This window comes from Nostoc sp. NMS8, assembly GCF_017115045.1.
Lineage (GTDB): Bacteria > Cyanobacteriota > Cyanobacteriia > Cyanobacteriales > Nostocaceae > Nostoc.
On the sequence record NZ_JABXKK010000113.1, the window covers coordinates 1 to 24,059 of the forward strand.

At 40.8% G+C, this 24,059-nt stretch carries 22 protein-coding genes and 1 tRNA gene; 12 read left to right on the forward strand and 11 right to left on the reverse strand.

What is annotated here, in order from left to right:
* Positions 1-534: 534 nt before the first annotated feature.
* The 3 genes from HWQ39_RS30015 (at position 535) to HWQ39_RS30025 (ending at position 2,997) form a co-directional block, all read left to right on the forward strand.
* A complete protein-coding gene (locus HWQ39_RS30015; RefSeq protein ID WP_292853530.1) occupies positions 535-864 on the forward strand; it encodes a hypothetical protein in 330 nt (109 codons plus the stop codon).
* Between the two features lie 72 nt (positions 865-936).
* Positions 937-1,485 carry a GIY-YIG nuclease family protein gene (locus tag HWQ39_RS30020; RefSeq protein ID WP_292853532.1) on the forward strand — a complete coding sequence of 183 codons (549 nt, stop codon included), beginning with the start codon at positions 937-939 and terminating at the stop codon, positions 1,483-1,485.
* Positions 1,486-1,533: 48 nt separating this feature from the next.
* Complete coding sequence (locus HWQ39_RS30025) at positions 1,534-2,997, forward strand: YARHG domain-containing protein (RefSeq protein WP_292853534.1); 1,464 nt, start codon at positions 1,534-1,536, stop codon at positions 2,995-2,997.
* A gap of 349 nt (positions 2,998-3,346) precedes the next feature.
* Here the strand turns inward: HWQ39_RS30025 and HWQ39_RS30030 are convergent, their stop codons facing one another.
* Both HWQ39_RS30030 and HWQ39_RS30035 read right to left on the reverse strand, forming a co-directional pair.
* Positions 3,347-4,486, reverse strand: a complete 1,140-nt coding sequence (locus HWQ39_RS30030) for a glycosyltransferase family 4 protein (RefSeq protein WP_292853536.1) — start codon at positions 4,484-4,486, stop codon at positions 3,347-3,349.
* Positions 4,487-4,595: 109 nt separating this feature from the next.
* Positions 4,596-5,768, reverse strand: coding sequence for a glycosyltransferase family 4 protein (locus HWQ39_RS30035; RefSeq protein WP_292853538.1), 1,173 nt, complete (start codon positions 5,766-5,768; stop codon positions 4,596-4,598).
* 562 nt (positions 5,769-6,330) lie between these two features.
* Here HWQ39_RS30035 and HWQ39_RS30040 point away from each other — a divergent pair.
* Positions 6,331-8,616: a hypothetical protein gene (locus HWQ39_RS30040; RefSeq protein WP_292853540.1), complete on the forward strand. Its 2,286-nt coding sequence runs from the start codon at positions 6,331-6,333 to the stop codon at positions 8,614-8,616.
* 157 nt (positions 8,617-8,773) lie between these two features.
* On the opposite strand, the gene HWQ39_RS30045 is transcribed toward HWQ39_RS30040, so the two are convergent.
* Together HWQ39_RS30045 and HWQ39_RS30050 are read right to left on the reverse strand one after the other, a co-directional pair.
* Positions 8,774-9,172, reverse strand: a complete 399-nt coding sequence (locus HWQ39_RS30045) for a hypothetical protein (RefSeq protein WP_292853542.1) — start codon at positions 9,170-9,172, stop codon at positions 8,774-8,776.
* Between the two features lie 12 nt (positions 9,173-9,184).
* A complete protein-coding gene (locus HWQ39_RS30050) occupies positions 9,185-9,493 on the reverse strand; it encodes a hypothetical protein (RefSeq protein WP_292853544.1) in 309 nt (102 codons plus the stop codon).
* A gap of 288 nt (positions 9,494-9,781) precedes the next feature.
* On the opposite strand from HWQ39_RS30050, the gene HWQ39_RS30055 reads away from it, so the two are divergent.
* Complete coding sequence (locus HWQ39_RS30055) at positions 9,782-10,405, forward strand: acyltransferase (RefSeq protein ID WP_292853546.1); 624 nt, start codon at positions 9,782-9,784, stop codon at positions 10,403-10,405.
* 262 nt (positions 10,406-10,667) lie between these two features.
* Here HWQ39_RS30055 and HWQ39_RS30060 read toward each other — a convergent pair whose 3' ends face one another.
* Complete coding sequence (locus HWQ39_RS30060) at positions 10,668-12,050, reverse strand: cytochrome P450 (RefSeq protein ID WP_292853752.1); 1,383 nt, start codon at positions 12,048-12,050, stop codon at positions 10,668-10,670.
* A 264-nt stretch (positions 12,051-12,314) separates the two neighbouring features.
* Between HWQ39_RS30060 and HWQ39_RS30065 the strand changes: the two genes are divergently transcribed.
* The 7 genes from HWQ39_RS30065 to HWQ39_RS30095 all read left to right on the forward strand — a co-directional run bounded on the left by HWQ39_RS30065 (position 12,315) and on the right by HWQ39_RS30095 (position 18,416).
* Positions 12,315-12,950 carry a ParA family protein gene (locus HWQ39_RS30065; protein ID WP_292853548.1) on the forward strand — a complete coding sequence of 212 codons (636 nt, stop codon included), beginning with the start codon at positions 12,315-12,317 and terminating at the stop codon, positions 12,948-12,950.
* Positions 12,950-13,573 carry a hypothetical protein gene (locus HWQ39_RS30070; protein WP_292853550.1) on the forward strand — a complete coding sequence of 208 codons (624 nt, stop codon included), beginning with the start codon at positions 12,950-12,952 and terminating at the stop codon, positions 13,571-13,573. The genes HWQ39_RS30065 and HWQ39_RS30070 overlap by 1 nt, the downstream gene beginning before the upstream one ends.
* Before the next feature lie 216 nt (positions 13,574-13,789).
* Complete coding sequence (locus tag HWQ39_RS30075; RefSeq protein WP_179067556.1) at positions 13,790-14,773, forward strand: alpha-ketoacid dehydrogenase subunit beta; 984 nt, start codon at positions 13,790-13,792, stop codon at positions 14,771-14,773.
* 199 nt (positions 14,774-14,972) lie between these two features.
* Positions 14,973-16,391 carry a protein translocase subunit SecD gene (secD, locus tag HWQ39_RS30080; RefSeq protein ID WP_292853753.1) on the forward strand — a complete coding sequence of 473 codons (1,419 nt, stop codon included), beginning with the start codon at positions 14,973-14,975 and terminating at the stop codon, positions 16,389-16,391.
* Positions 16,388-17,365: a protein translocase subunit SecF gene (gene secF / locus HWQ39_RS30085; RefSeq protein ID WP_292853553.1), complete on the forward strand. Its 978-nt coding sequence runs from the start codon at positions 16,388-16,390 to the stop codon at positions 17,363-17,365. Before secD ends, secF begins: the two co-directional genes overlap by 4 nt.
* Before the next feature lie 72 nt (positions 17,366-17,437).
* Entirely contained in the window at positions 17,438-17,851 is a 414-nt protein-coding gene (locus HWQ39_RS30090; protein ID WP_292853555.1) for a hypothetical protein, read from the forward strand.
* 97 nt (positions 17,852-17,948) lie between these two features.
* On the forward strand, positions 17,949-18,416 hold the full coding sequence (locus HWQ39_RS30095) for a GNAT family N-acetyltransferase (protein WP_292853557.1): 468 nt from the start codon (positions 17,949-17,951) through the stop codon (positions 18,414-18,416).
* Positions 18,417-18,704: 288 nt separating this feature from the next.
* On the opposite strand, the gene HWQ39_RS30100 is transcribed toward HWQ39_RS30095, so the two are convergent.
* The 6 genes from HWQ39_RS30100 to HWQ39_RS30125 all read right to left on the reverse strand — a co-directional run bounded on the left by HWQ39_RS30100 (position 18,705) and on the right by HWQ39_RS30125 (position 23,928).
* Complete coding sequence (locus tag HWQ39_RS30100) at positions 18,705-19,637, reverse strand: HAMP domain-containing sensor histidine kinase (protein WP_292853754.1); 933 nt, start codon at positions 19,635-19,637, stop codon at positions 18,705-18,707.
* A 196-nt stretch (positions 19,638-19,833) separates the two neighbouring features.
* Complete coding sequence (locus HWQ39_RS30105) at positions 19,834-20,436, reverse strand: L-threonylcarbamoyladenylate synthase (RefSeq protein WP_292853559.1); 603 nt, start codon at positions 20,434-20,436, stop codon at positions 19,834-19,836.
* A 213-nt stretch (positions 20,437-20,649) separates the two neighbouring features.
* On the reverse strand, positions 20,650-21,540 hold the full coding sequence (gene prmC / locus HWQ39_RS30110) for a peptide chain release factor N(5)-glutamine methyltransferase (protein ID WP_292853561.1): 891 nt from the start codon (positions 21,538-21,540) through the stop codon (positions 20,650-20,652).
* Positions 21,541-21,565: 25 nt separating this feature from the next.
* Positions 21,566-22,384, reverse strand: a complete 819-nt coding sequence (locus HWQ39_RS30115; RefSeq protein WP_292853564.1) for a Tic22 family protein — start codon at positions 22,382-22,384, stop codon at positions 21,566-21,568.
* Positions 22,385-23,001: 617 nt separating this feature from the next.
* A tRNA-Pro gene (locus tag HWQ39_RS30120) sits at positions 23,002-23,075 on the reverse strand.
* A gap of 301 nt (positions 23,076-23,376) precedes the next feature.
* Positions 23,377-23,928, reverse strand: a complete 552-nt coding sequence (locus tag HWQ39_RS30125; protein WP_292853566.1) for a GNAT family N-acetyltransferase — start codon at positions 23,926-23,928, stop codon at positions 23,377-23,379.
* Positions 23,929-24,059 lie beyond the last annotated feature (131 nt).

Below are 24,059 nucleotides of genomic sequence, written 5' to 3' on the forward strand. Positions count from 1 at the left end.
GGGGTAGCCCTACGCAAAAATAGCTCGATGCCAGGTTTATTCTTACAAACTAAAACCCCCTAGCTCTCATAACAGCTAGGGGGTTTTTGTTTATCCCAGCATTCATGCCACATTAGATTAAAGTATTTACCGAAAAATAGACTAGATAAAGAAAGATTTTAACTTCTAAAACTAAATTTAGATTTAGATATGGCGATCGCGTCACAAGAAAGTGCCAAAATGGATCTTGCTGACCCCCAGAACTTAATTATGTTTCAGAGAATTAGGCTTGTTTTTTCAGCACAGGGTTAAGCAGAAATCAACTGTGCTTGAAAATTTGTTAAACTTTACGACTATTAAGTATGCCAGCTTCCTTGTGTAGCGGAGAGAAGTCTTACAATCTAATAGGCTGAACATTTAAAGTTGTGATTTTTCACCAAACACATCTACACAAAAAGGTAGACTTAGTTGCCTAACCCTTTTGGATAACCATGTGTAATATGTTACTTATCTCTATATCACTTAGTCGTTAATAACTAGCTATTAATACAAAAAATGTCACTTAAAATAGTTCATAGCTTTGATGGCAGTTTCACTCTTGAAGCACAAGCTCAAGAAACTCTATTTAATTTGTTGACCAGTGTTGCTTTCTTGAACCAAATTTGCCAACAGTTGGGATGTGAGCAACTTAAATTTACAGAATTACTTTTCCAGCCAGTTCCTTACAGCTTAACTACCACAAAAGGAATGCCAGCAGAATTTGAAAAATATCATGAATCTGATGAATATGCCATTATTAACGTGCCACCAAATTTCATGTTCAGTGCTAAGATTTTTCAACCCAGTCGCCTTTGTGCAATTTACCAAAAATTGGATAATGCTTAATTTTCAAGATGATTTTTCCCTAATTAGCAATTCTCAATTATGAAGGCAAATAGTAAGTTTAATATTTGATATATGGCTTCTGAAACGAATCTTTCTTCTTTAGCAGTTCTAGAATACATTCCTTATATTGACGATCGCGGCCAACTACCCGAACAATTTCAGGGTAAAATTGGTGTATATGCTATTTTTGACCAAGAAAAAGCGCTGCAATTTGTAGGATACTCTCGTGATGTTTATCTCAGCCTTAAGCAGCATTTAGTCCGCCAGGCACAGCAATGCTATTGGGTAAAAGTTCAAACTATTGAACGCCCTAGTCGCACAATTTTAGAAAATACTGAAAATGCTTGGATTGCTGAAAATGGCAGTGTGCCCTGGGGCAATGGGGATAACAAGGAAAAATGGACTCATCCCATTGATGTCAAAGTAGTAATGACACCTGAAGAACAGGCAAAATATCAAAATCCAGCTAATGATGAATTAGCACAAATAAAAGTTCTTAAAAATGTTGCACGGAGAGTAGAAGCAGAAATTTCAGCGCAATTGCTAGAAGTACGCGGTTTGCAAATGCAAATTCGCTTCAATCCTAAATTGAAGGAAGAAGGTTTACTAGATTTGAAATGAAGGTAGTTTTGGGGAAAACTATCTTATGAATATCGCTTCTAATCTCCTATGACAATACAACTGCTGAACGATCGCTATCAAGTTATCCGCACATTGGGCGCTGGTGGGTTTGGTGAAACCTATCTAGCTGAAGACACCTATATGCCTTCAAAGCGCCATTGTGTGGTTAAACAGCTAAGACCGATTCACAACAATCCCCAAATTTACCAGTTGGTGCAAGAGAGATTTCAACGCGAAGCAGCTATTTTAGAAGAACTCGGTGGTGCAAATGAGCAAATTCCGGCATTGTATGCCTACTTCTCCTCAAGCGGACAATTTTACTTAGTTCAGGAGTGGATTGAGGGCGATACCCTAACTGGAAAAGTCCAGAAGCAGGGGCTATTTAGTGAAGGTGCTGTTCAGGAATTATTCATGAATTTATTACCCGTCCTAGATTACGTTCACTCCAAGCATATCGTTCACCGCGATATTAAACCGGATAATATCATTGTGCGCCATCGAGACGGTAAACCAGTGCTGATTGATTTTGGCGCTATACGGGAATCGATGGGAACAGTAGTAAATTCTCAAGGCAATCCTACTAGTTCGATTGTAATTGGTACACCTGGCTATATGCCGAGTGAACAAGCCGCAGGTAGACCAGTTTTTTCTAGTGATTTATACAGTTTAGGAATGACGGTAATTTATTTGCTGACTGGGAGACAGGCGCAACAACTAGAAACCGATTCCCAAACGGGTGAAATTGTGTGGCGACAGTATGCGAGTCATGTTAGCCCAATTATGGCAGGAGTTATTGATAAAGCGATCGCATATCATCCACGCGATCGCTACCCTACAGCCAGAGGAATGCTAGATACTTTGCAGAGCATAGCAAATCCAATTCCACCGACACAACCCCTCTTGACTCAACCGACTGTAGTCTCTGCACCCCCGCCTCAGACGCTACCTGTCAAGCCGCAGCCTACTCCTCAAAGTAATCAACCAAATGGTATTCTCATCGGTGCTTTAGTTGCAGGTGGGCTAATCGGTGCATCTGTGATTATTACTCAAGTGTTACCAAAATCTTCTCAACCCATAGCAGACAAAGTGGTATTACCTTCAGAAACACCCTCAACTATCACCAGCCCAGTGATAGAAACTCCCAAATTTACACCAACTCCCCCATCTGTTCCTATTCAATCTATACCTTTTTCAACTACATCAATACCGCCAGTTGATACCCCGACTCTCAACAATTATTTCTGGCTTTCCAAAAGACTTGTAACTGATGCAGATTTGAATGGTAAGAACAGTTTTGAACTAGATATTATGCGAAATTCGATTTTTGCAATTTATGGTCGCCGTTTTAACACTCCTGAATTACAAAATTACTTTGATAACCAATCTTGGTATCGTCCTATATATTCACCAGAAGAATTTTCACCTAAATTGCTGTCAAAATTAGAGCAACAGAATGTAGAGTATATCAACAAATATCAAGACCGTAACGGCTTAAGATATTTTAAGAAATAAGTTTTTCATAAGGAGAGAGTGGTGACTGGAAAGAATAACCAATACTTAAGCCTGGCTCTTTAGGATCTTCAAAACTTAGAGGCAATCAACAAACAAGCTACTTCGGTAGCATAGCTTGTTTGTCGCGCTTCTGATTACAAAAGAACATACTAAATTTATCCTGCCAACTTCTTTCGATGCGATCGCTAGATCAAATTAAAGAAGAATGCAAAATTCTAAATTTTGCATTCTTCTTGCTCATGCATTCAAATCTCAGCGTGCGATCGCCTATCTGTTCATAGACTCATCAAGTCCACATTGCTTGATAATTAGTATATAATACAACCCTTAAAATTAATGAAGTAAACTACTATAATCTGTGGGACAGCAGTTGGGCAATTTGCTGATTAATAGTTGCAACATCAAAACGCAGACTAGCCGTAGTCCTGGCATTATTAGCTATAGTTGCAGTTATTTCTGTCTCTTGAAGACAAGTAATTATTACTTGTGCTAGTTCTTCGGGTTCTCCTGGTGTGACTAGAAAACCATTAAGTCCATGTTCTACTAATTCCATTACACCCCCAGCTTTGGCTGCAACGACAGGTTTTCCGCATAGCATCGCCTCAACAATTACTCTACCAAAGGGTTCTGGAGAAGTAGAGGTATGTGCTACTAAGTTACAAGCTGCCATTAACTGGGGAATATCAGAACGAAATCCTAAAAACTTGACGCGGTTTTCTAGTCCCAGTTGGGTAACTTGTTGGTGTAAATCTTGGACATACTCTTGTTCGCCAAATAGTGCATCACCAACTAAAATTACTGTCACTTCTGGCGGACATTTAGCAAGGGCATCAATTAAAATATGCTGCCCTTTCCAAGGTGCAAGACGGCTAAAGTGTCCAACAACAAATTTTCCTTGCAATTCTAACTGTTGCTGTAATTTATTAATATCAGATTCATCAACTTGATAAGTTTTTGGATCAAAGCTATTATAGATAACTTCAATAATATTTTGCCTTCCTCCTGCTTGTACAAAGGCTGTTTTACTAGCTTGAGAATTAGCAATTACTAGTGATGCAAAACGGTTAGCTAAATTAATAGCAATGCGAAGATTAGTTTGACTAAAATGTTCTTTGGAAAGAATATCATGTAAATGATAGACTAGAGGACGACGACTAAAAAAACTTGCTAATGCTCCTACAACTAATGCTTTTTGGGTGTTGGCATAGATTAGATCGTATTTACGGGCTTTTTTAACTACCTTAGTAATCAGAGGTGCAAGTTGTCCGATACTCTTGAATCCTTGTAGCAAACTGCTTTCTTTGCGAACTTGGATTGCTTGAGTTGCGAGAACTTCTACCGGAATATTATTTTGCTGTAGTAAATCTTTAAATGGGCCATCTGCAAATAAACCGACTAAAGCGCGATCGCCATAAGGTTTAGCAATATCTATTAAACATAATTCGGCACCGCCTGGTTTGCCACTTTGATCTAAAAAAAGAATTTTCATTAATTTTCCTTATAATATAATACTATTCAGTAGAAACGTGAAATGTTACTGGGCTTTGCCCTTTTACACCAACACGTTTATACAAAATTGACCGACCGTCTTTACTTCTTTAATTTAATAAAACATCCCGCACTTGCAGGGCAATTTGATTCCAATCAAAGTGTTTGGTAGCATACTGGCGGCAGGCTTCTCGTGATGGTGTGGCGATATTTCCCAAAAGTACTTGCTCTAATTTTGCTGCAATAGCTGAGGCTTCTATTGAAGCAGTAATTAAATCAGGTGAAAATTCTGATAAAATTTCTGGCATTCCCCCAACTGGAGTACATAAAACAGGAGTACCACAGGCTAGAGATTCAACTATTACTAATCCAAATCCTTCAAAAGATTGACTAGGCATTATAGTCAATTTAGCAGCTTGGTAAGCTATAGGTAATTGCTCATCAGGGAGAAAACCTAAAAATTTAACGTTGTCGTCTAGTCCTAATTCTGTAGCCTGTTGTTGTAGTGCAGCTTGGATGTGACCGCGACCTGCGATCGCAAGCCAAACATCTGGTATTCTGGGCTTAATTATAGCTAGTGCTTGCAATAATTTGTCAACTCCGGTTCGATGTACTAAGCGACGTGATGTAAATATAATTCGGCGATTAGTAGGCCAGCCTAGCTTTGTACAAGCCTCTTGGGGTGATAAATTTGGTTGAAACCAATTAATATCAACTCCACCAGGAATAACATTAATTTTGCTCCACGGTACTTGATATTTTTGATGTAATATTTTACCAAATGCTTTGCTCAAAACAATGAAGCGATCGCAGCGATTATAAGTGTTTTGTTCTATTAACCAGTGCTTGATTAAAAGACTAAGATTTTTATTAACTACCTCTTGCTGACTTTCAGAAGCCCAAGGGCCATGAAAGTTAAAAGTAACTGGTACTCCCTTTGGTAAAATATCTAAAAGAGGAAAGCTATATAATGCAAAGTGCAAATTAATAGCATCTGGTTTGCTAGTTCTTGTTTTCTGAAAATTAGTGCGAATTGACCATAATCTTTGCCAAATAGCACTATCAGGACTCGCCAAGTTAGTTAGCTTAATTTTTGAATTTAGTTCATCTTCTGGTAGACCAACTCCACATAATTCAATTTGGTCTTGATTTGCGGCTAATTTATGAGTTAGTTCATAAATATATCTTTCTAGTCCTCCAGGACTTTTGGGAAACCAGCCTAATCCAAGGGTGGTAATAGATGCAGATGCGGAATTAAAACTTTTTTCTTTATTACCTGCCATCGAGATGTCTCCTATAAAATATATTAAAACAGTAGAGGCAATTTATGAGTTGCCCCTACAGCTTGTTGTATCTCAATCTGAACTACTAAAATTTACAAATACATACTAAGAATAAAATTCTTTTGTAGAACACCAATTTATAAACTATTTATATATCAACGTCAACAAGGAATAAAAATTTGTGTTTTTATTAACCAGATAACACCGACTATGACAAATATGATACTAACCAATCAAGAAACGTGAATGCTAGACAGTGAGAAGGATAAACCACTATACATTAATAACTTTTTCAGAATTTTGTATTATTTTTGACTATCTTTATTTAAAAGTAAGTAACCATTAATACATGAAAAAATATTTTTGGACAAATTAAATAATCATGTTGCTTTTATGAAGTTTATATAAATATTATTTTTCAAGTGTGTTTATTTTTTATTCAATGCATTATCAGATTTCCTGTTTTTACATAACTTTAATTTTATTCAGTTAAAAATAGTTATGTTTCGTGCGGATTTGATAAAAAATGATTGTATATAAATAATTAAAAGTTTAAAACTATATGAAAAATAAATTATTGTTCCAGTTAGGAAAGCTCAGTCAGCAGATCCAGAAATTATCTAAAACTAGATATTTACAAAGAAGTAAAACTTTCAATTTTTTACTCAGTCTTGCTGTTGGAGTCATTGTTACTACCCTGGGAATAACAACAGACTGGGCCACGACTAAAACACCCACACTTACATACAAAACATCATGGATAAATAATATTACTGCCAATAAAAATCTGCTGGTACAAAACAATACTGCAACATCCACGCCTGCATACAAAACATCGTGGATAGGTAATACTTTTGGTAGCGGTAATCTGCGAGTACAAAACAATATTGAGGCAATGTATGTTGCTCCTGATGGCACAGTTTATACTAACAGTCATTGGGATGAGGCGGGAATGGAGGCAGGAATATATAAGGATAGTAAGGTTATTGGTGCCATTGGTGATACTCACGGTTGGAGTCGTGGCGGTGGCAAAGCTGTAACAGTAAATAGTAAATATATTTACATTGCCATGACTCAAGGTTCGAGGGGTAAAACAAATGAAGATTACCCACCGGAAGGAACAACTTGGTATTGCGTTAGACGCTATGACTTGTCAGGAAAACCTGCACCGTTTCCTAATGGACGTGGCTGGGATAAAAGTATGTTGATTACCAGTACTAAAAGCGAAGTCACTGGATTAGCAACTGTGGAAAGCGAGTTGTATGTGAGTGATTTTGCTGCTAACCGGATTCGTGTCTATGATACTAATACGATGAAGGAACTCCGCAGCTTTACCATTGCTAATCCGGGAGCAATAACTATTGATCCACAAAAAAATCTGTGGATTATTCAAAGTAAAAATGGTAATAATCCTGCCAAAATTTTACATTATTCCCAGAGTGGAAAGCAATTACCTCAACAAATTGCAGATATTGTTGAACCAACAGCGATCGCAATTGATCGTGAAGGTAAGTTGTTAGTGGCAGAAAATGGCCCGCGTCAGCAAATGTTAATTTATGACATCAAAAACCAGCCGATGCAGGTGGGTAGTTTTGGCAGTAAGGGTGGTATCTATACAGGAATTCCTGGTGAAGTTCGAGATTTGAAACTTTATGGACTTACTGGAGTCGGTACAGATACTTCAGGTAATATCTATATAAATAGTAATGGTTTCAACAAATCAGGAACAGATTTGCGGAAATTTTCGCCATCGGGTAAGTTGATATGGCGATCGCTAGGATTAATATTCGTCGATAATGCAGATGCCGATCCTAAAACTGATGGTGTAGATTTATTCACCAAACAAGAACACTATTTGATGGACTACAGTAAGCCTGCTGGTAACCAATGGACTTACAAAGCCTATACCTTAAATGCTTTCAAATATCCTCAAGATCCACGGCTGCATACATCCCCAGATGGAACCTTTGTTCGCCGCATTCAAGGGAAGCCGTTTTTGTTCCTTACAGATATGTATAACAGCTTTCTGCAAATATATCGTTTTAATCCAGCCACAGATGGCCAAATTGCCATACCAGCCGGAATGTTTGTCGGTACTAATGGTGCAGATAAACCATTTCTTAGCGGAAATTGGCCACCGCATCAACCAGAACAAGGAGAATGGATCTGGCGCGATCACAACGGTAATGGCAAATTTGAAAAGAACGAATACGATCGCAGCAAAGATTATCCTCATCTTGGTGGCTGGTGGGTAGACAGCAAAGGAGATGTTTGGAAAGCTTTGCGAACAGAAGATGGCATTCGACACTATCCTTTACAGGGAATAGATCCTAAAGGCAACCCCATCTACAGCTATAGTTCGATGGAAAAGCAAGCTACTCCCAAAATATTTAACGACTTGCGGCGGATCGAATATTTCCCTCAAACAGATACGATGTATTTGTCAGGTTTTACAGTAGATCACCCCGCCTTCGGTGACGATACAGGAGTAGCTGGATCTGAGATTGTCCGTTTTGATAATTGGAGTCAAGGTAATCGTACTCCCAAGTGGCGAATTGTGATTCCTTACGACAGTGATGGTAAGCGGGAAGTATCTACAGCTGCAATGAGTGTGGCGGGAGACAATGTATTTGCCGTGACAGTTAAAACCGCAGAGGTATACGTCTACAATGCCACAACAGGAGTGGAAGTACAAAAGTTAAAACCAGGCCCAGAAGTTGGCAGCGAAAGTGGCTGGATTGATATACCCTATGGTATCCGTGCTTTTCGGCGTTCCAATGGTGAGTATCTGGTATTTGTAGAAGAAAATTGGAAAGGAAAAGTGATTATCTATCGGCTACCGAATTGAGTATTTACAGTAATTGCGATACAAAACAGCCATAAGCTTGGTAGTCGGAGTAGCTGCGATCGTGAGAAACTCAAAAAAAGCAGCAGGTGAAATATGAAAAAACTCCGCGAGTTTACGAATGTGATTAACTATCAGCTTGTGCTGTCTACTCAAGACTTCAGAGTTTTATCTCAAGCATTGAAGAATCGATATCTAAAAGCCAATTTTCATCAATAAACTCCAAATTCTCATTGTAAATAAGAACCAATTCACCTAAATTTTGAGCGTTTTTACTTGCCGTCTGTGTGCCATCAACAGCAGAAGCCATTAGGAAAAACTTGAGTTGTAGAAAGCGTTCTTTGTGGGTAACGCCAATAGAACTACTAACTAATTTTACTTTTAGTGTACGAGGCAAAGTAATTGTTTCATAATATTTATCTTGTTCATCCCAGTAGCCGCATATTTTATAATCAGATAGTTCTAGATGTTGTTTAACAAGAGCATTAGCATCTAAATTTTCTAATATTTCACTTAAATCTCGCCAAACTTGATGATTTCTTAATTCGAGTTTTGTCATATTTATGTGATTTTAATGTTCTGTGATCAAACCGGGGAAGTGTAATATCCCATCAATGAATTGTGCATGAAATCGGCGTTCGCCACCTTTCCCTAATACTTTAGATTTCAAATCGTAGCCGGATTCTTGGGAAGTCACTAGCCCCACATTACCGCGAGGAGGTACTTGCCCTTTCTCAATGGCTTTTAAATGTTTGCCATTTTGATCGTATTTTAATGCAAACTTTATTTGTTCACTTGCAAATGAAACTAGTAGACCACTGGTTGAAAAATATACAGTATTAGGTTGAATATCTTGCCAATTATTGGGTAAAGCTTCCATTTAACTTACTATTGATATAGTAGTCCAATTCTTGGGGTACTTCTTTAGTCCCTTTGATTTTGCAAACAGTTGTATCTTGAGAATCCAAACTCCGAGAGCAAAACTCGTAATGTTTAGTTTACCTTGACAAAGCTACCATTCTCACACCACTTTTAGAGAAACGTTACTCACACGGGAGAAAATACTCTTATTGGGGAAAACTAATAAATGTGAAGGGTGCTAAAGTACCCACGTCATTTTTCCTCCTTGGTTGAAAGCCAGAGGGTTCCTAAACTTCCGTGAGGTTTTATGAAAAATATCAAAAATAAAATTACGAATAAATTAGAGCGACTGTTGGAACAATGGTTAGTACCTCGTCTGGTACGATGGGGAGAATACTTAGAAACCAAAATCAGGCGCTACAAGCATCAAGAACTGAAGAGTCAATTAAAATTTTGTGGCTCTGGTTTGCGATTTAAGCGAGATATTAAAATTGACCATCCGCAAAATGTATCTCTGGGAAATAAAGTCTATATCGGCCAAGATGTCTTATTAGATGGTCGTGGTGGAATCACAATTGGCGACAATACCACAATTGGATTTAACGTGATTATCCTCTCTGCAAATCACGACTATCAAAGTAATGATCTGCCTTATGAACATAATGTCTACATTCATAAACCTGTTGTCATCGGTCGCAATGTTTGGATTGGCGGAAATGTTCTAATTGTTCCAGGAGTTTCCATTGGAGATGGTGCAATTGTGGCGGCTGGTACAGTTGTAAGTGCGAATATTGAACCTTTAGCAATTGTTGGAAATCAACGCATGAGAACAATTAAATACCGGGACAAAGAACATTATGAAAAACTCGCTAACAAGCAAGAGATTCAATCTGGATTAATAGTTAATTCTGAGATTGAACAGCATATTTGATTAAATAAACTTGATAGACTTTTCCTAATCCTGGCTCTACGGTGTAAACACAAGTCTGAAATAGCTGATTAACCAAGGTTTTACCCCACCCTAACTCTCCCATTGGAAAGGCTACAGTGTACACACAAGTGGTATCTGCAAGGGTTTCAGGGGTTATAGACCCCTGAAATTGTCATTACAAGCAGAGCGAAGTAATCGCATAATCCCAGCTTTGGCGGGGTGGGGTTCTTGAGGTTTAATAAGTAATCAAGCGAACTTGATATTACACTAGTACTGGCGTATTCGCACGCTTTACTTGAGGCGTTGCAATCATCCGCATTCCGGCGGGTGCAGCTAAAGTTAAACCACGGCGCACAGGACGTACAGGACGTTTATTTACTAACGATACTTGAAATTCTGACAAAATAGTTGCCAAGACGATTTTCATTTCATACTGAGCAAATGCCATCCCAATACAGCGACGATTCCCACCACCAAAGGGTAAATATTCATAAGGTGAATATTGTCTTTCTAAAAAGCGTTCTGGTTTGAACTGCTTAGATTGTGGGTAAACTTCTTCTCGATGATGTGCTAAATAAATACTGGGGACTATTAGCGTTCCCTCTCGCAGTTCGTAGCCCATAATTGTAATTGGGGTCTTCACTATCCGCGGGAAAGCAGTCATAACAATTGGGTAAATTCGCAATGTTTCTTGGCAAACTGCTGTCAAATAGGGCAATTTAGCGACACTACTCAAATCGGGGTTAACTCCAATGGTGGTGAGTTCTTCTAGCAACTTCTCACGCACCTCTGGTAAACGATCAATCCAGTAAAAAGCCCATGTCAATGTGGAAGCGGTAGTTTCATGTCCCGCAACTAGCAGCGTCATTAACTCGTCGTGTAATTCTTCATCTGACATCCCTTGACCATCGTCATAACGGGCCGCCATCATCAAACTTAGGATATCTTGGCGATTTTGTACAGATTCAGCCCGACGTTCTCGAAGCAAAGCATAAATCAGTCGATCGATTTTTTGCCGTTGTTGCAGAACCCAACCCCACGGACTCCACGCACCGAAATCTTTTTGCATGAACCGGAAAAAGAAGGCGCTAGACATTATCGGCGAACTAATGAAGTCTAGTAAGTCACTTAGCGATCGCCTCAGTTCTTCAAACAACTGTCCTTCATTCAAACCAAATACAACCCGCAGAATAACACGCAAGGTAATTTCTTGCATCGACTCACGGATGTTAAAAGGTTTACCAATTTGCCATTCATTACTTACCTGTCGGGTGATTTCCCCAATTTCCTCGCCGTAAGCCCGCATCCTTTCGCCATGAAAAGGTGGAGCTAATAATTGCCGTTGCCGTTGGTGGCGATCGCCATCTGATAACATGAAGGAGCGATCGCCAAGCAAAAATCTTAGCCCTATGTTCCCCCTTCCCACCTCAAAATGGCTGGAATCAGCAGTAAAAATCTGCTCCAGTGCTTGGGGTTGACTAAAATACACCAGATGGTTATCTGAGTGAACACTCCTGATTGTGAAAGTGTCACCATAGATTTTGGCAAAATCATCCACATATTTCACTGGTTGGCTAATAAACTTGATCATTCTTAGCCAACGCGGTATTTGAGGCCCATCAGGCAGATTGTAAGTAGTTGTCATCGGACTTTGTGGAGTTAATGGCTTCTGAATTTTATTGTTACGAGTTTTCATGTTACTTATAGGTTACAGAAAGCTGTATATTCATCATGGGGGACTAGGGACTGGAGACTGGGGACTGAAAAGAAGACAAAGAGGATAATAATAACTCTTGTACAGAAGCGATTAATCGCGGCTCTACTCCTAACTCAGCACTCCTAACTCAGCACGGGCTAAACCTTAGCTATCCGCTAACAGCACTAAGAGAGGCAGCATTGGAAGCAAGCAGTGCCAAAAATCATCGCTATTCTTAACGGTAAAGGAGGAGTCGGTAAAACGACTACCGCAGTCAATCTGGCTGCAAACTTTGCGAAGAAAAAAAAGGTGCTGTTGATTGACGCAGATATTCAAGGTTCTGCTAGTTGGTGGTTTGGGCGCAGTCAACAGGGAATGGGATTTGATTTGTCTCAAGAAACAGATCCCACACTTTTAGGTGATTTAGCAAAGATAACAGGTTACGATTTAGTAGTGGTAGATACACCTCCCGCCCTGCGCTCTGAAGCATTAGTGGCGGTAGTTGCGATCGCAAATTATCTAGTTTTGCCTACACCCCCAGCCGCAATGGATTTAGCAATCCTCGTGGAAACAGTCAAGGAAGCCGTCATCCCCGTGGGAACCCCCCATCGGGTATTGCTCACCAAAGTCGATACGCGCAGTCTTGGGGAAGCGCAAGAAGCAAAAAACACTCTCACTCGCTTAGGTATTCCTACTTGTAATACCTTTATCCGTGCTTATAAAGCTCATGAACGAGCAGGACTAGAAGGTGTAGCGATTACTCAATGGCGAGGAGGAAACGCACGGGAGGCGGAATTAGACTACCGCCGTGCAGCTGATGAATTACAGCGTGATTGGAGAAAAGAATAATGGCTAGGAAACAAAGTCTCTCTGACTTACTACAAGAAGAGGCGCAAAAATTTACACCCCCAGAAGGTGAATCTGCGATCGAAGTTACAGCCGAAAAAGTTGCCGAAGAAGAGGTTTCATCTGATGAAGAATCGTTAGGACAACCACTTGAGCCAACTTCTACTAAGCGCACAAGTCCCACCAAAGCTGATTTAGAAGCAACTGTCAAAGAATTGACAGGTAATCTAGAAACAAGCCACAAAAAAGAAGCATCTCTAGGACAAGAAATTACTGATTTGCAATCAAAATTATCTAAACAAAAAACCTTTACATCAGAGCAAAAATCATTACTAGAACAACTAACAAAAGAACTGGACGAAACCAAAAAAACAGCACTGCAACTTGCAGAAGCAAACTCCCAGCTGATAGAAGAAATTAAGGCTTTAAAACAAACAGCAGAAGAAAAATCTCAACTTGCTGTAGCTGTCAAAGAGACTAGTGCGATCAAACCAGTAAAAGACCACTACAATCCACTTAACTACAAGAAATCACATCGGTCATCGGAAACACTAGCTCAAAATCAACCACAAAATCAACCAAATGAGTATCCTGATAGTTCTAATGAGATGTGGTTACTTGACTAGAGCAAATATACCTGGCAATTTCTAATCGCAGCGACACAAACTTAAGTCCGCCCAGGCGGACTCCACACAAACAGGAATTCACCTGATGGCAATTACTCGCTCTACCTTGGGGCGATTCGTTTAAATAACTTAAACTCTAACTAGTGCGATCGCTCACTGTATTTACGACAGCGGCACGATAAAATTCTAAAACCATAATCGTACTAAAAGGTCTAAATGGCAGAAACACTATTCTTCAACGCCTTACGGGAAGCCATTGACGAAGAAATGGCGCGTGACTCCAGCGTATTCGTTCTCGGTGAAGATGTTGGACACTACGGCGGTTCCTATAAAGTTACCAAAGACCTGTACCAAAAATATGGCGAACTCCGCGTTCTAGACACCCCCATTGCTGAAAATAGCTTTACAGGCATGGCCGTGGGAGCTGCGATGACTGGCTTGCGTCCCATCATTGAAGGCATGAATATGGGCTTTTTATTGCTCGCCTTCAACCAAATAGCCAACAACGCCGGAATGCTACGCTATACCTCTGGCGGTAACTTTAAAATTCCGATGGTAATTCGCGGCCCTGGCGGTGTGGGAAGACAGCTAGGCGCAGAACATTCCCAACGATTAGAAACTTACTTTCAAGCTGTGCCAGGGTTGAAAATTGTTGCCTGCTCCACGCCAAGAAACGCCAAAGGACTACTGAAATCCGCTATCCGCAATGATAATCCGGTGTTGTTCTTTGAACACGTTCTGCTTTACAACTTAAAAGAAGATTTACCAGAAGAAGAATATTTACTACCTCTGGATAAAGCAGAAATTGTCCGTCCAGGAAAAGATGTGACAATTATTACTTACTCGCGGATGCGCCATCATGTGGTGCAAGCAGTAAAAACTCTTGAAAAACAAGGATACGATCCAGAAGTTATCGATTTAATATCTCTCAAACCATTAGATTTTGATACCATTGGTGCATCCATACGTAAAACCCATAAAGTCATTGTTGTGGAAGAATCCATGCGAACTGCGGGTATTGGAGCAGAAGTCATCGCCTCAATAAACGATCGCTTATTCGATGAATTAGATGCGCCAGTACTGCGGCTTTCTTCCCAAGATATTCCCACACCCTATAACGGCAATCTGGAGCGACTGACAATCGTCCAACCAGAGCAAATAGTAGAAGCTGTGGAAAAAATGGTAGCTTTGCGAGTCTAGGGATTGGGGAAGGTGGGGCCCCCTCTGGGGATAAGGGGTAATGGGGACTGGGGACTGGTGACTGGGGTGGAGCAAGAGAAGAATAACAATACCCAATACCCAATACCCAATCCCCAATCCCCGATCCCCAGTACCCAATACTTACTCATAACTCCTCAAAAGAGCGCTATTATAGCGTTTGTCAGTTGCGAGTTATGGTATGCAAAGACAGCGATCGCTATTAATTTTGATTTTAGTCCTGATAATCGCCGCTATTACGGTGATTGCCACAATTCCGATACCCCTGGGACTGGATTTGCGCGGAGGTTCACAGCTCACAATTCAGGTGAAACCATCACCGGAAATTCCCAAAATCACCGACCGAGAATTGGAAGGTGTGAAGAAAGTTGTCGAAGGTCGGATTAATGGTTTGGGTGTTTCTGAGCCAGTAATCCAAACAGTCAGCTCAGATAAAATCTTGGTGCAACTACCAGGAGTCAATGATCCAGAGCAAGCTGAACGGGTGCTAGGGGGTACAGCACAGTTAGAATTTCGTACCCAAAAGGCGAATACAGAAACTCAACTACTTGCTTTTCAAGCATCTAGAGCCGAATTGAAAGCCAAGCAAGAAGAGTTGAAAAAGAGTACCGATAAAGCGGCAATTGTCAAGAATCAAGAAGATTTACTGAAAAATAATCAAGCGATCGCAGAATTGTTTGAAAGCACCAATCCACCGCTAATTGGTAAATATCTCAAGGATGCCTATGGTGAACCCACTCAAGGTAACAACTGGAATGTTGCCATTCGCTTCGACCAAAAGGGTGGTGAACTGTTTGCCAATTTGACGAAAAATCTTGCTGGTACTGGGCGTAGTATTGGTGTTTTTCTGGACAATGAAGTTATTAGCGCCCCTACCGTGGGTATAGAATTTGCCGCCACTGGTATTACTGGTGGTTCTGCTGTGATTACAGGACGGTTTACCGCCCAACAAGCCAATGACTTAGGTGTGCAGCTACGCGGTGGGGCATTACCCGTACCAGTAGAAATAGTTGAAAACCGTACCGTCGGGGCAAGTTTAGGTAAAGATAGTATTCAACGCAGTATTTACGCTGGTATTGGTGGATTGCTGTTAGTATTAGTTTTCATGTTAGTTTACTACCGACTACCAGGGTTAATTGCGGACTTTTCTTTGATTATCTATGCGCTATTGACCTATGCCACTTTCGCTTTGCTAGGCATTACATTAACTCTCCCTGGTATTGCTGGGTTTATCCTCAGTATCGGTATGGCAGTTGATGCTAACGTATTGATTTTTGAGCGCACCCGTGAAGAACTACGTGCTGGTAAAACTTTATATCGTTCTGTAGAGTCAGGATTCTACCGAGCTTGGTCTAGCATTTTAGATAGTCATGTCACATCATTAATTTCTTGTGCAGCACTATTTTTCTTAGGAGCAGGTTTAGTTAAAGGCTTTGCTTTGACATTGGCACTAGGGTTAGGAGTAAATTTGTTTACTGCCATTACTTGTAGTCGCACACTGCTGTTCCTAACATTGGGATTTCCCAACTTGCGTAAGCCAGAGTTGTTTTGTCCCAATCTCTCAACGTCAATTAAGTCTGGTGCGGAGGTACAGTCATGAAATTTAGTGTCATCAAACGTCGGAGACTTTGGTGGACAATTTCTACCACCTTGATGCTCGTTAGCATCGTGGCAATGGTGATTTCTTGGCAACAACTAGGCGCACCACTACGTCCCAGTTTAGATTTTGTTGGTGGTACACGACTACAATTTGAACGCGATTGTACACAACCAAACAGCTGCGCTCAACCAATTGAAATTTCTGATGTCAGGGAAGTAATTGACGCTCAAAAGCTAAATAATAGTAGCATTCAAGTTGTTGGTCAAAAACAACAGGGAATATCTATTCGCACAAAGACATTAAATGTCGATGAACGCACCCAGTTGCAAACAGCTTTGAGTGAAAAAATTGGAGCCTTTAACTCGAAAGTCACTCAAATTGATACCGTTGGCCCAACACTTGGTCGTCAGCTATTTTCCCAAGGGTTACTAGCTCTGATTGTCTCCTTTGCTGGGATCGTTATTTATTTAAGTGTGCGGTTCCAGGTGGACTATGCTGTAATTGCAATTCTTGCCTTGTTCCATGATGTTTTGATTACGCTGGGTGTTTTCTCCATCTTAGGATTAGTAGTAGGTATTGAAGTTGATAGCCTTTTCGTCGTTGCTATTTTGACTATTACTGGTTTCTCGGTGACAGATACCGTGGTTATCTACGATCGCATTCGAGAAATACTGCATCTACATCCTAACGATCACATTGACAAAGTTGTTGATGATGCAACTAATCAAACTTTAACGCGATCGATTAATACCACGTTAACCGTTTTGCTAACATTATTTTCTCTGTTTCTATTTGGTGGTGAAACCCTGAGAAACTTTGCCCTGGCCTTAATTATTGGATTTACAATGGGTGCATACTCAAGTATTTTCCTCGCCAGTACTCTCCTTGCTTGGTGGCGAGAGCGCAGGGGTCAATCTCAGGTGCTAGAAAATGCAGAGCCGATTGATACATCTACCAGTTCCCAGGATAGTTAAACTTGTGTATATTTCACAATTGGGTGAAAGCATTTTGAATGTCTCACCCACGCCTTGCAATTTTATTCCCCTATGGATCAACCGGAAGAACCATTAACTACTGTTCCAGACTTTGAGAAATCTGACCCATCGTTTGCTCAACAAGTACAAAGGCTACATCAACTGACAGTATATGGCAGGTGGCTGTTTGTGGGCTGTTTATGGCTCACCATTGCGCCTGTCTCCTTGTGGGGTCTACGTACAGAAATTGCTCTGTGGCAACAATATTTTACCTGGGTGGCAGTGAGATTTGGACTGTTCTATCATCCACTGTCTACCTTCGGTCTAGCCTTTTGTCTGGGGATGACTGCTGCGGTTTTAGTTTGGCAAAGTCGGAATATTCTACTCGGACTACCACAGCAGGAAAAACAACGTTTAGAAAAACAAGTTTATCGGATACGTCAGCAGGGAGCAACTCATCCTTTATGGAAGTGGGTTTGTCGCTAAATTTTCTTTATCGTTGCATATACATAGACACGTACAGCAATTTCTAGCAAAATATGACTTAAATATACAAAGATAGTGCCAGAAGTGGATGCCATACATGAACGATCTTCAAATTCAGTTTAGCGATCGCAAGTCTGAAATTGACCTTTACCAACTCCAAGAACTGTTAAATGTTTCCGCTTTCTGGGCAAAGGGACGCAGTATTGAGGATTTAGGAATAGCTATTGCCAACAGTGAGCCAGTCATTTCCGTTTGCCTTCGCGATCGACTCATTGGCTTTGCCAGAGCAACATCTGATGGCATATATCGCGCCACAATTTGGGATGTTGTGATTCATCCAGAGTATCAACATAGTGGGTTGGGCAGCAATTTAGTAGAAACCGTTTTAAATCATCCCCGAATGAGGTTTGTTGAGCGTGTTTACCTGATGACTACTCACCAGCAGGGTTTCTACGAAAAAATTGGTTTTCAACCCAACACTACCACTACGATGGTGCTACACAACCTAGCTAACCGTGTTTTTGTTGCTGCTACAGAAGTTCAGCTTCAGGAATCACCGAAATAGTTCCGAGCAATGAGTGCTGAGTACTGAGTATAAGAATTTTTGTAGTCGTAAGTATTCAGTAGTGCTGAGTGCTGAGTACAACCCCATAGTTAAAACTAGGGGATTGAAACAAGGACGTATTTTTTCATAGCATGTCGAGTCCCCTTAAAAAATATTTTATTTTTTTCATAGATAAATTTAGGGGCTTGTGACCCTATGTGCTGAGTGCAATTAGTTTTACTTTTTACTTCTTTCCGAGTTACTCAGCACTCAGCACTGTTTTGGTCAAGAGACAAGATTTTGTCTCTACTACTCAGCACTACTCGCTAGGGGGATAGATATTTGTAGTCTGGTAAATTGCTGAAGTGGTTCCTTCACAATGGTAGAAGGCAGAATTTCCAACTTTCCTCCCATAACTTCCACCAAAGTCTGATTCATTAATAGCCTCATTCCTGGAGAAAGAGCAGCGTTCTTTTCGTCAATCTGGGTCGGCAGATATTCAGATTTGAGCAAATCAATCGGCTCGCTCCAAGACATAGCATGGGTTGGTACATCCAGCCAAATATTTATAAGATTATTTGTAGGTATGGTGCTACTAGAAATACAGATGCTACCTTCCTCCATCTGAGTAATGGCAGTGTCTATTAAACTTATTAATACTTGGCGGAGCCAAAGATAATCTGTCAAAACATAAATTTCTGGATCGGCGGGTAATAATTGCAAGGGAAAATTGCGATTTGCCGCCAGCATATAAGTTAAGTCATGAACCTCCTGCAAAACTTGGGCTAAAGGTCTAGGTTCAATATCTAATTTACTGGTACCATGTTCAGTCCTGGCAACGTTGAGAATTTCATCCATCAGCTTCAGCAGTTTTAGCGATCGCTCATAAGCTTGGGCAATAAATTCTCTCTCTTCAGCTGGATTTTCACATAAATCTGACAAAATTAACTGATGTAAGCCAATTAGGCCATTAAAAGGCGATCGCAATTCATGAGTAGTCCGCGCCAAAAAACCAGCTTTAAACAAACTCATCTCCCTTGCCATCAGGTATGCCAGCTGCGTTTGCTCTAACTGTTGCGATATTGGTGGCGTATCCTGTTCAGCTAATAGCGCGACTGGGGATGAGCTAGATGAAACATTAGGCAATGCTTGCGGTGGGCGTAGCCATAGCCCAAATAACTGACGGAAAACTATACCTAGAGCTATTCCTACTCCTAGATATATCCAGTTGCTCCAATTCATATCTGGCAATTATTAACCTGCTAAAGTTTCAGATTTCTCTGTTGTTAAAACCACGAAAACAACATTATAGCCACCTATATCTCAATACGCTTGGGTTAAGAGCTGCTGGCAATAATTTTGGGTTTTCGAGACAGACGCGATAAATCGCCGTCTCTACAAGTTTTTGTTGCTCATTCTGAATTGTATTGACCTATATCTAGTTATCAATCGAAATCTCTAACTCGATTGCTCCTTGCCGTAAAATGAGCCAATTTATACCTGTCCATTTAGCAACAGTGGAAGGTATACCCATCCCCGGCATTTCACCCTGGCATTCTGTTGTTGCTAAAGTCAGAACTTGAGGAAACTGAGTCTCAATTTCTGCCATTGTTTGCAAAGGCGGTTGACCGGAAAAATTGGCGCTAGTGGTGGCAAGAGGGCCTGTTTGGGCCAAAATAGATTGAGCGATCGCACTTTTCGGTACTCGAATCCCAATTGTCGTTGGATCAATAGGGTTCATAACTTTTGGTAAGTGTTGACTTGCTGGCAAAACTAATGTCAGCCCTCCTGGCCAATATTGATCTGCTAGTTCTTGCCAAACTTTATACTCATTCTCACTACCTTTGACATATAGCCACAAATCTTCAGCACTAGCAGCCATCAAAATCAAAGGTTTGTCTTGACTGCGTTGCTTCGCCGCAAAAATTAATGCTGCTTTTTCTGGTATAGCCGCAAGTGCAGGAACAGTATCAGTGGGAAAACTCACCAACAAGCCAGCGCGTGCGCCAGCTATTAGGTCTGTGAGATAAACTTGCGTCACGTCGCTTGGCTCCGAATTCAAAATTCAAAATTTAAAATTAATGATCCCCATAAATAAATTTAAGGGCTTGTATCATGAGTCGTTTTCGGTCAATAAATAATTGATGGATAAATAATTCCCTGTAGAGACGGCGATTTATCGGACGATGCCTAATTGACAATCCAATTTTTGGAAAACGTGAATAATGGAGATAGCCAAATTGAAGGCTTCGCCCTAACTTCTATAAGCTAGGGCGAAGCGTTCAATTCCAGCTAAGTCCGCGTGAATTTGAATATTGCAATAATTACCTTGATTTTGCAAAAGTTCTTGGACTGCATCGGCTTGTCCAGCCATCATCTCAATTAGCCACACGCCGCCAGGTTGCAAATAACTAGGGGAGATTTCTACCAAATGGCGAATGCAATCTAAGCCATCAGCGCCACCATCCAAAGCTAGATGCGGTTCATGGTTAACTACTTCCGGTTGCAAAGTAGGTAAGGTGCTGGTGGGGATGTAAGGAGGGTTCGACACCATACCACTGAACTGACCTTTTAACGATGCCAGTGGCTCCCACCAAGAACCTTGATAAAATCGAATGCGGTCAGCAAAACCCAAATTATCAGCATTGGTTTGGGCGATCGCCAAAGCTTCAACACTGTAATCAACAGCATGAATTGTGGCATTTGGCAAGACATCTGCTAATCCCAGTGCGATCGCTCCACTCCCAGTGCCTAAATCAGCCCAGTTTCCTGAAGCATTGCTAGCAGATGCTTTAGCTAAATCAATTAAGCACTCTGTCTCTGGTCTGGGAATTAAAACCGCACTCGACACCGTGATTTTAAAATTACGCCAAGGTGTAACTCCCGTAATATACTGCACTGGTAAGCGGTCGTTTAATCGCCTTTGCCACAGTTGTTCTAACTCTTCTAGCGGTAATTGCAGCTGAATTTGTGGCCAGTTTTTAAAAGACTCCAAACGCAGGGCCAAGCGGTCTAAGCCAGCCACCTCTAAAAGTAGCCAATCTACCTCCGTTGGTGGAACATCAGTGGCGATCGCTGCTTGAAGCGCTGCATTTCGCCACTGCCAAAGTTGTAAACCAGAAACTATCAGATGTTTCTCCCCCATACCTCAACCCTGGAGCGCATAACCGTTATTTTTTCGGGCCGGGCGCAGCAGCAGGCTTGGCAGCTGGGGACTGATTCGGAGCCAGCGAGCGAATAAAGTTGATCGACTCCCGCGATGGATACAGAACAATTTTATTGATACTAGGATCGTTGCTGCTATTGAGAGCTTCTAGAACACCGTACAGATCCACCACCTGAATTTCAGTGTTATCTGCTTCCTTGGGTACGGCTTTCTTGAATTCGTCTAACAGAGCCACTGCTTGCTCTTTCTCAAAAAAGAAAGGGATGTAGCGCTCACTGCCTTTGGCCACGGGAATAGTCAGATAGCTATTATCTTTCTTAAATTTGGGTACAAATAAGGGAATACCGTTGAATTGCTCCGCTTTTTTACCACTTTGATTTAGCATACTTGTTGCCGAGGCTACCTGCTGTTGCGTCGGTACTAAAGTATAAATTACGGAGTCGGGTTTCTTTTTGCTTTCTTGTACTATTTTGTAGTAGTCTGCCAGGGACAAGGGTCTAACCTGTAGGGTGCTTGCCAACTGGGGATTTTCTTTTTTGAGCCGATTGTCCAGGAATTTTTGAGCATCTTGCTTGCTAATAAAAAATCCCACTTGCGAGATCGGCTTGGATGCGTTACTTCTCGAAAGAACTACAAATTCGCCTTTGGGATTGGTGAGTGTGAATACAGGTACTTCTTGGAGCTTTTTCACTACCTGATCTGGTGGCAATGCGATCGCCTCTAGATTGCCCATTCCTGGTAAATTGCCTATTCCTGAAAGCCCTGTGAAAAATACACTGCCAGCTATACTCAATGTTGCGCCCAAGCGAATAAATGATTTCATGACTGCTCCTCGCATCAATATTCTAATTAAATTAAACAAACAGTTGGATTTGCACAGCACCAACTAGCTTTAGTTATATAGCAATCTATTTGAGTTGTGAAAAATTCATTGTGCGCGTTGAGTTTGAGTGAGCCTCAACGGTCAAAATCCAATATTACTCAACTATTTAGGCTTGCTATGGTATCGTTTTCACAAACTGGCTGTGCTAACGTTCTATTTTTCTGAGTTTTGCTTCGCTATTCACCACGAAATGCGGTAGATGCCTGTTATATGTCTTTTCAAAGAGTGAAAAGCCTCTCCATCTCTGGTAGCTTGGAGACGATAAATGCCATTCTATCGGCTTTTTCTAAGATTGGGTGACGCTATCACTTAATAAATCGTTCCATCTCCGATTGATTTAATAGTATATTCTCAAATTTATACAAAGCTAAGTGTCAGGAATATATTACTGCTTAAGAAGTAAATTTACCTATTAGACTTCAATAGCCAACCTAACAGAAAGACAGCCTAAATTATTTTTCTCCGTAAAAACATGCAATTTAACTGCACATCCTAACAAAAAAAACTACTCAGTCAGCCCTAGCTGCTAAATATACTAATTAAATTTATTAATTCAATCGGGATGACAGGATTTGAACCTGCGGCATCCTGCTCCCAAAGCAGGCGCGCTACCAAGCTGCGCTACATCCCGGTTATGTCTATCTACTTTTCTGGTTTCGTTTTAACTTAACCATCAAAGTGATCGTCGCTTTCACAAAAGCATTAATTTGATTATATCAGAATATTAAGCATAAGCGTAATATTTTTTATATTCTGCAAATACGAGCTAAATTACATCCTTACAATCATCAAGGGTTTTCGGCCGACTTAGTTTTACAAGAGATATACTTGCTCGTTCGTCGGCTAAACCTTGTCAAACCAAACTAAAATAATAGATTTGTACTACTATACCTGATTTGATTGTGCTAATCGGGTTTTATTTGGATTGAGTGCTAGTGAGGATACCAGAACATACCTTTGATGCCTTCTGGATCAGCCATAAACCCCATAGTTCGGTAGAAATCTACAACATGGGGGTCAGCGAAGAGAGTGACATTACTAATTTCCTCACTTCTAAGTTTTTTGAGAACGTATTTCATCAGCGCCTTGCCCAATCCTTGACTTTGAAAGTCTGGGTGAACCACCACATCCCAAATAGTGGCATTAAAAGCGTGATCTGAAGTAGCACGGGCAAAACCAATGAGCCGCTTTTGGTTTCCTCTCACCTGCCACATTGAGGCGACGAGAAAACTATGCTCAATAGCTTTTTTTACTTTTCTTAGAGGACGACGTGACCAACCAACTGCATCACAGAGTTCTTCTAGCTCATATAGGTCAATGTCTCGTTCCGTACTAAAGACGATCCGAGCCTCCTTTGAAGAAGCTTCGCTAATGCTACTGGGGCTGGAATTGCCCGCAGTTCCCACTGTATGCTCTTCAAAAGAGTTTGTCCTAGTTGCCGCTACAGATTCAGGAGTACTAAACCAAGTTTTCCAAAAACCCATGCCAACGTGGTTCGGGTAGTATAACTGAATTGGTTTCCACTCTTAAGAGCGTTGATTCACGTTTAACATAGCGATCGCCATTGACTACCCCTTACACTCAAAGTTTTTCGGTTGCTTTCGGGATTTGCAAT

Bases quoted from the DNA above. Each gene is read 5' to 3' on its own strand.
- HWQ39_RS30015 (WP_292853530.1), top strand. From the start codon at position 535: ATGTCACTTAAAATAGTTCATAGCTTTGATGGCAGTTTCACTCTTGAA.
- HWQ39_RS30020 (WP_292853532.1), top strand. From the start codon at position 937: ATGGCTTCTGAAACGAATCTTTCTTCTTTAGCAGTTCTAGAATACATT.
- HWQ39_RS30025 (WP_292853534.1), top strand. From the start codon at position 1,534: ATGACAATACAACTGCTGAACGATCGCTATCAAGTTATCCGCACATTG.
- HWQ39_RS30030 (WP_292853536.1), bottom strand. From the start codon at position 4,486: ATGAAAATTCTTTTTTTAGATCAAAGTGGCAAACCAGGCGGTGCCGAA.
- HWQ39_RS30035 (WP_292853538.1), bottom strand. From the start codon at position 5,768: ATGGCAGGTAATAAAGAAAAAAGTTTTAATTCCGCATCTGCATCTATT.
- HWQ39_RS30040 (WP_292853540.1), top strand. From the start codon at position 6,331: ATGAAAAATAAATTATTGTTCCAGTTAGGAAAGCTCAGTCAGCAGATC.
- HWQ39_RS30045 (WP_292853542.1), bottom strand. From the start codon at position 9,172: ATGACAAAACTCGAATTAAGAAATCATCAAGTTTGGCGAGATTTAAGT.
- HWQ39_RS30050 (WP_292853544.1), bottom strand. From the start codon at position 9,493: ATGGAAGCTTTACCCAATAATTGGCAAGATATTCAACCTAATACTGTA.
- HWQ39_RS30055 (WP_292853546.1), top strand. From the start codon at position 9,782: ATGAAAAATATCAAAAATAAAATTACGAATAAATTAGAGCGACTGTTG.
- HWQ39_RS30060 (WP_292853752.1), bottom strand. From the start codon at position 12,050: ATGACAACTACTTACAATCTGCCTGATGGGCCTCAAATACCGCGTTGG.
- HWQ39_RS30070 (WP_292853550.1), top strand. From the start codon at position 12,950: ATGGCTAGGAAACAAAGTCTCTCTGACTTACTACAAGAAGAGGCGCAA.
- HWQ39_RS30075 (WP_179067556.1), top strand. From the start codon at position 13,790: ATGGCAGAAACACTATTCTTCAACGCCTTACGGGAAGCCATTGACGAA.
- secD (WP_292853753.1), top strand. From the start codon at position 14,973: ATGCAAAGACAGCGATCGCTATTAATTTTGATTTTAGTCCTGATAATC.
- secF (WP_292853553.1), top strand. From the start codon at position 16,388: ATGAAATTTAGTGTCATCAAACGTCGGAGACTTTGGTGGACAATTTCT.
- HWQ39_RS30090 (WP_292853555.1), top strand. From the start codon at position 17,438: ATGGATCAACCGGAAGAACCATTAACTACTGTTCCAGACTTTGAGAAA.
- HWQ39_RS30095 (WP_292853557.1), top strand. From the start codon at position 17,949: ATGAACGATCTTCAAATTCAGTTTAGCGATCGCAAGTCTGAAATTGAC.
- HWQ39_RS30100 (WP_292853754.1), bottom strand. From the start codon at position 19,637: ATGAATTGGAGCAACTGGATATATCTAGGAGTAGGAATAGCTCTAGGT.
- prmC (WP_292853561.1), bottom strand. From the start codon at position 21,540: ATGGGGGAGAAACATCTGATAGTTTCTGGTTTACAACTTTGGCAGTGG.
- HWQ39_RS30115 (WP_292853564.1), bottom strand. From the start codon at position 22,384: ATGAAATCATTTATTCGCTTGGGCGCAACATTGAGTATAGCTGGCAGT.
- HWQ39_RS30125 (WP_292853566.1), bottom strand. From the start codon at position 23,928: ATGGGTTTTTGGAAAACTTGGTTTAGTACTCCTGAATCTGTAGCGGCA.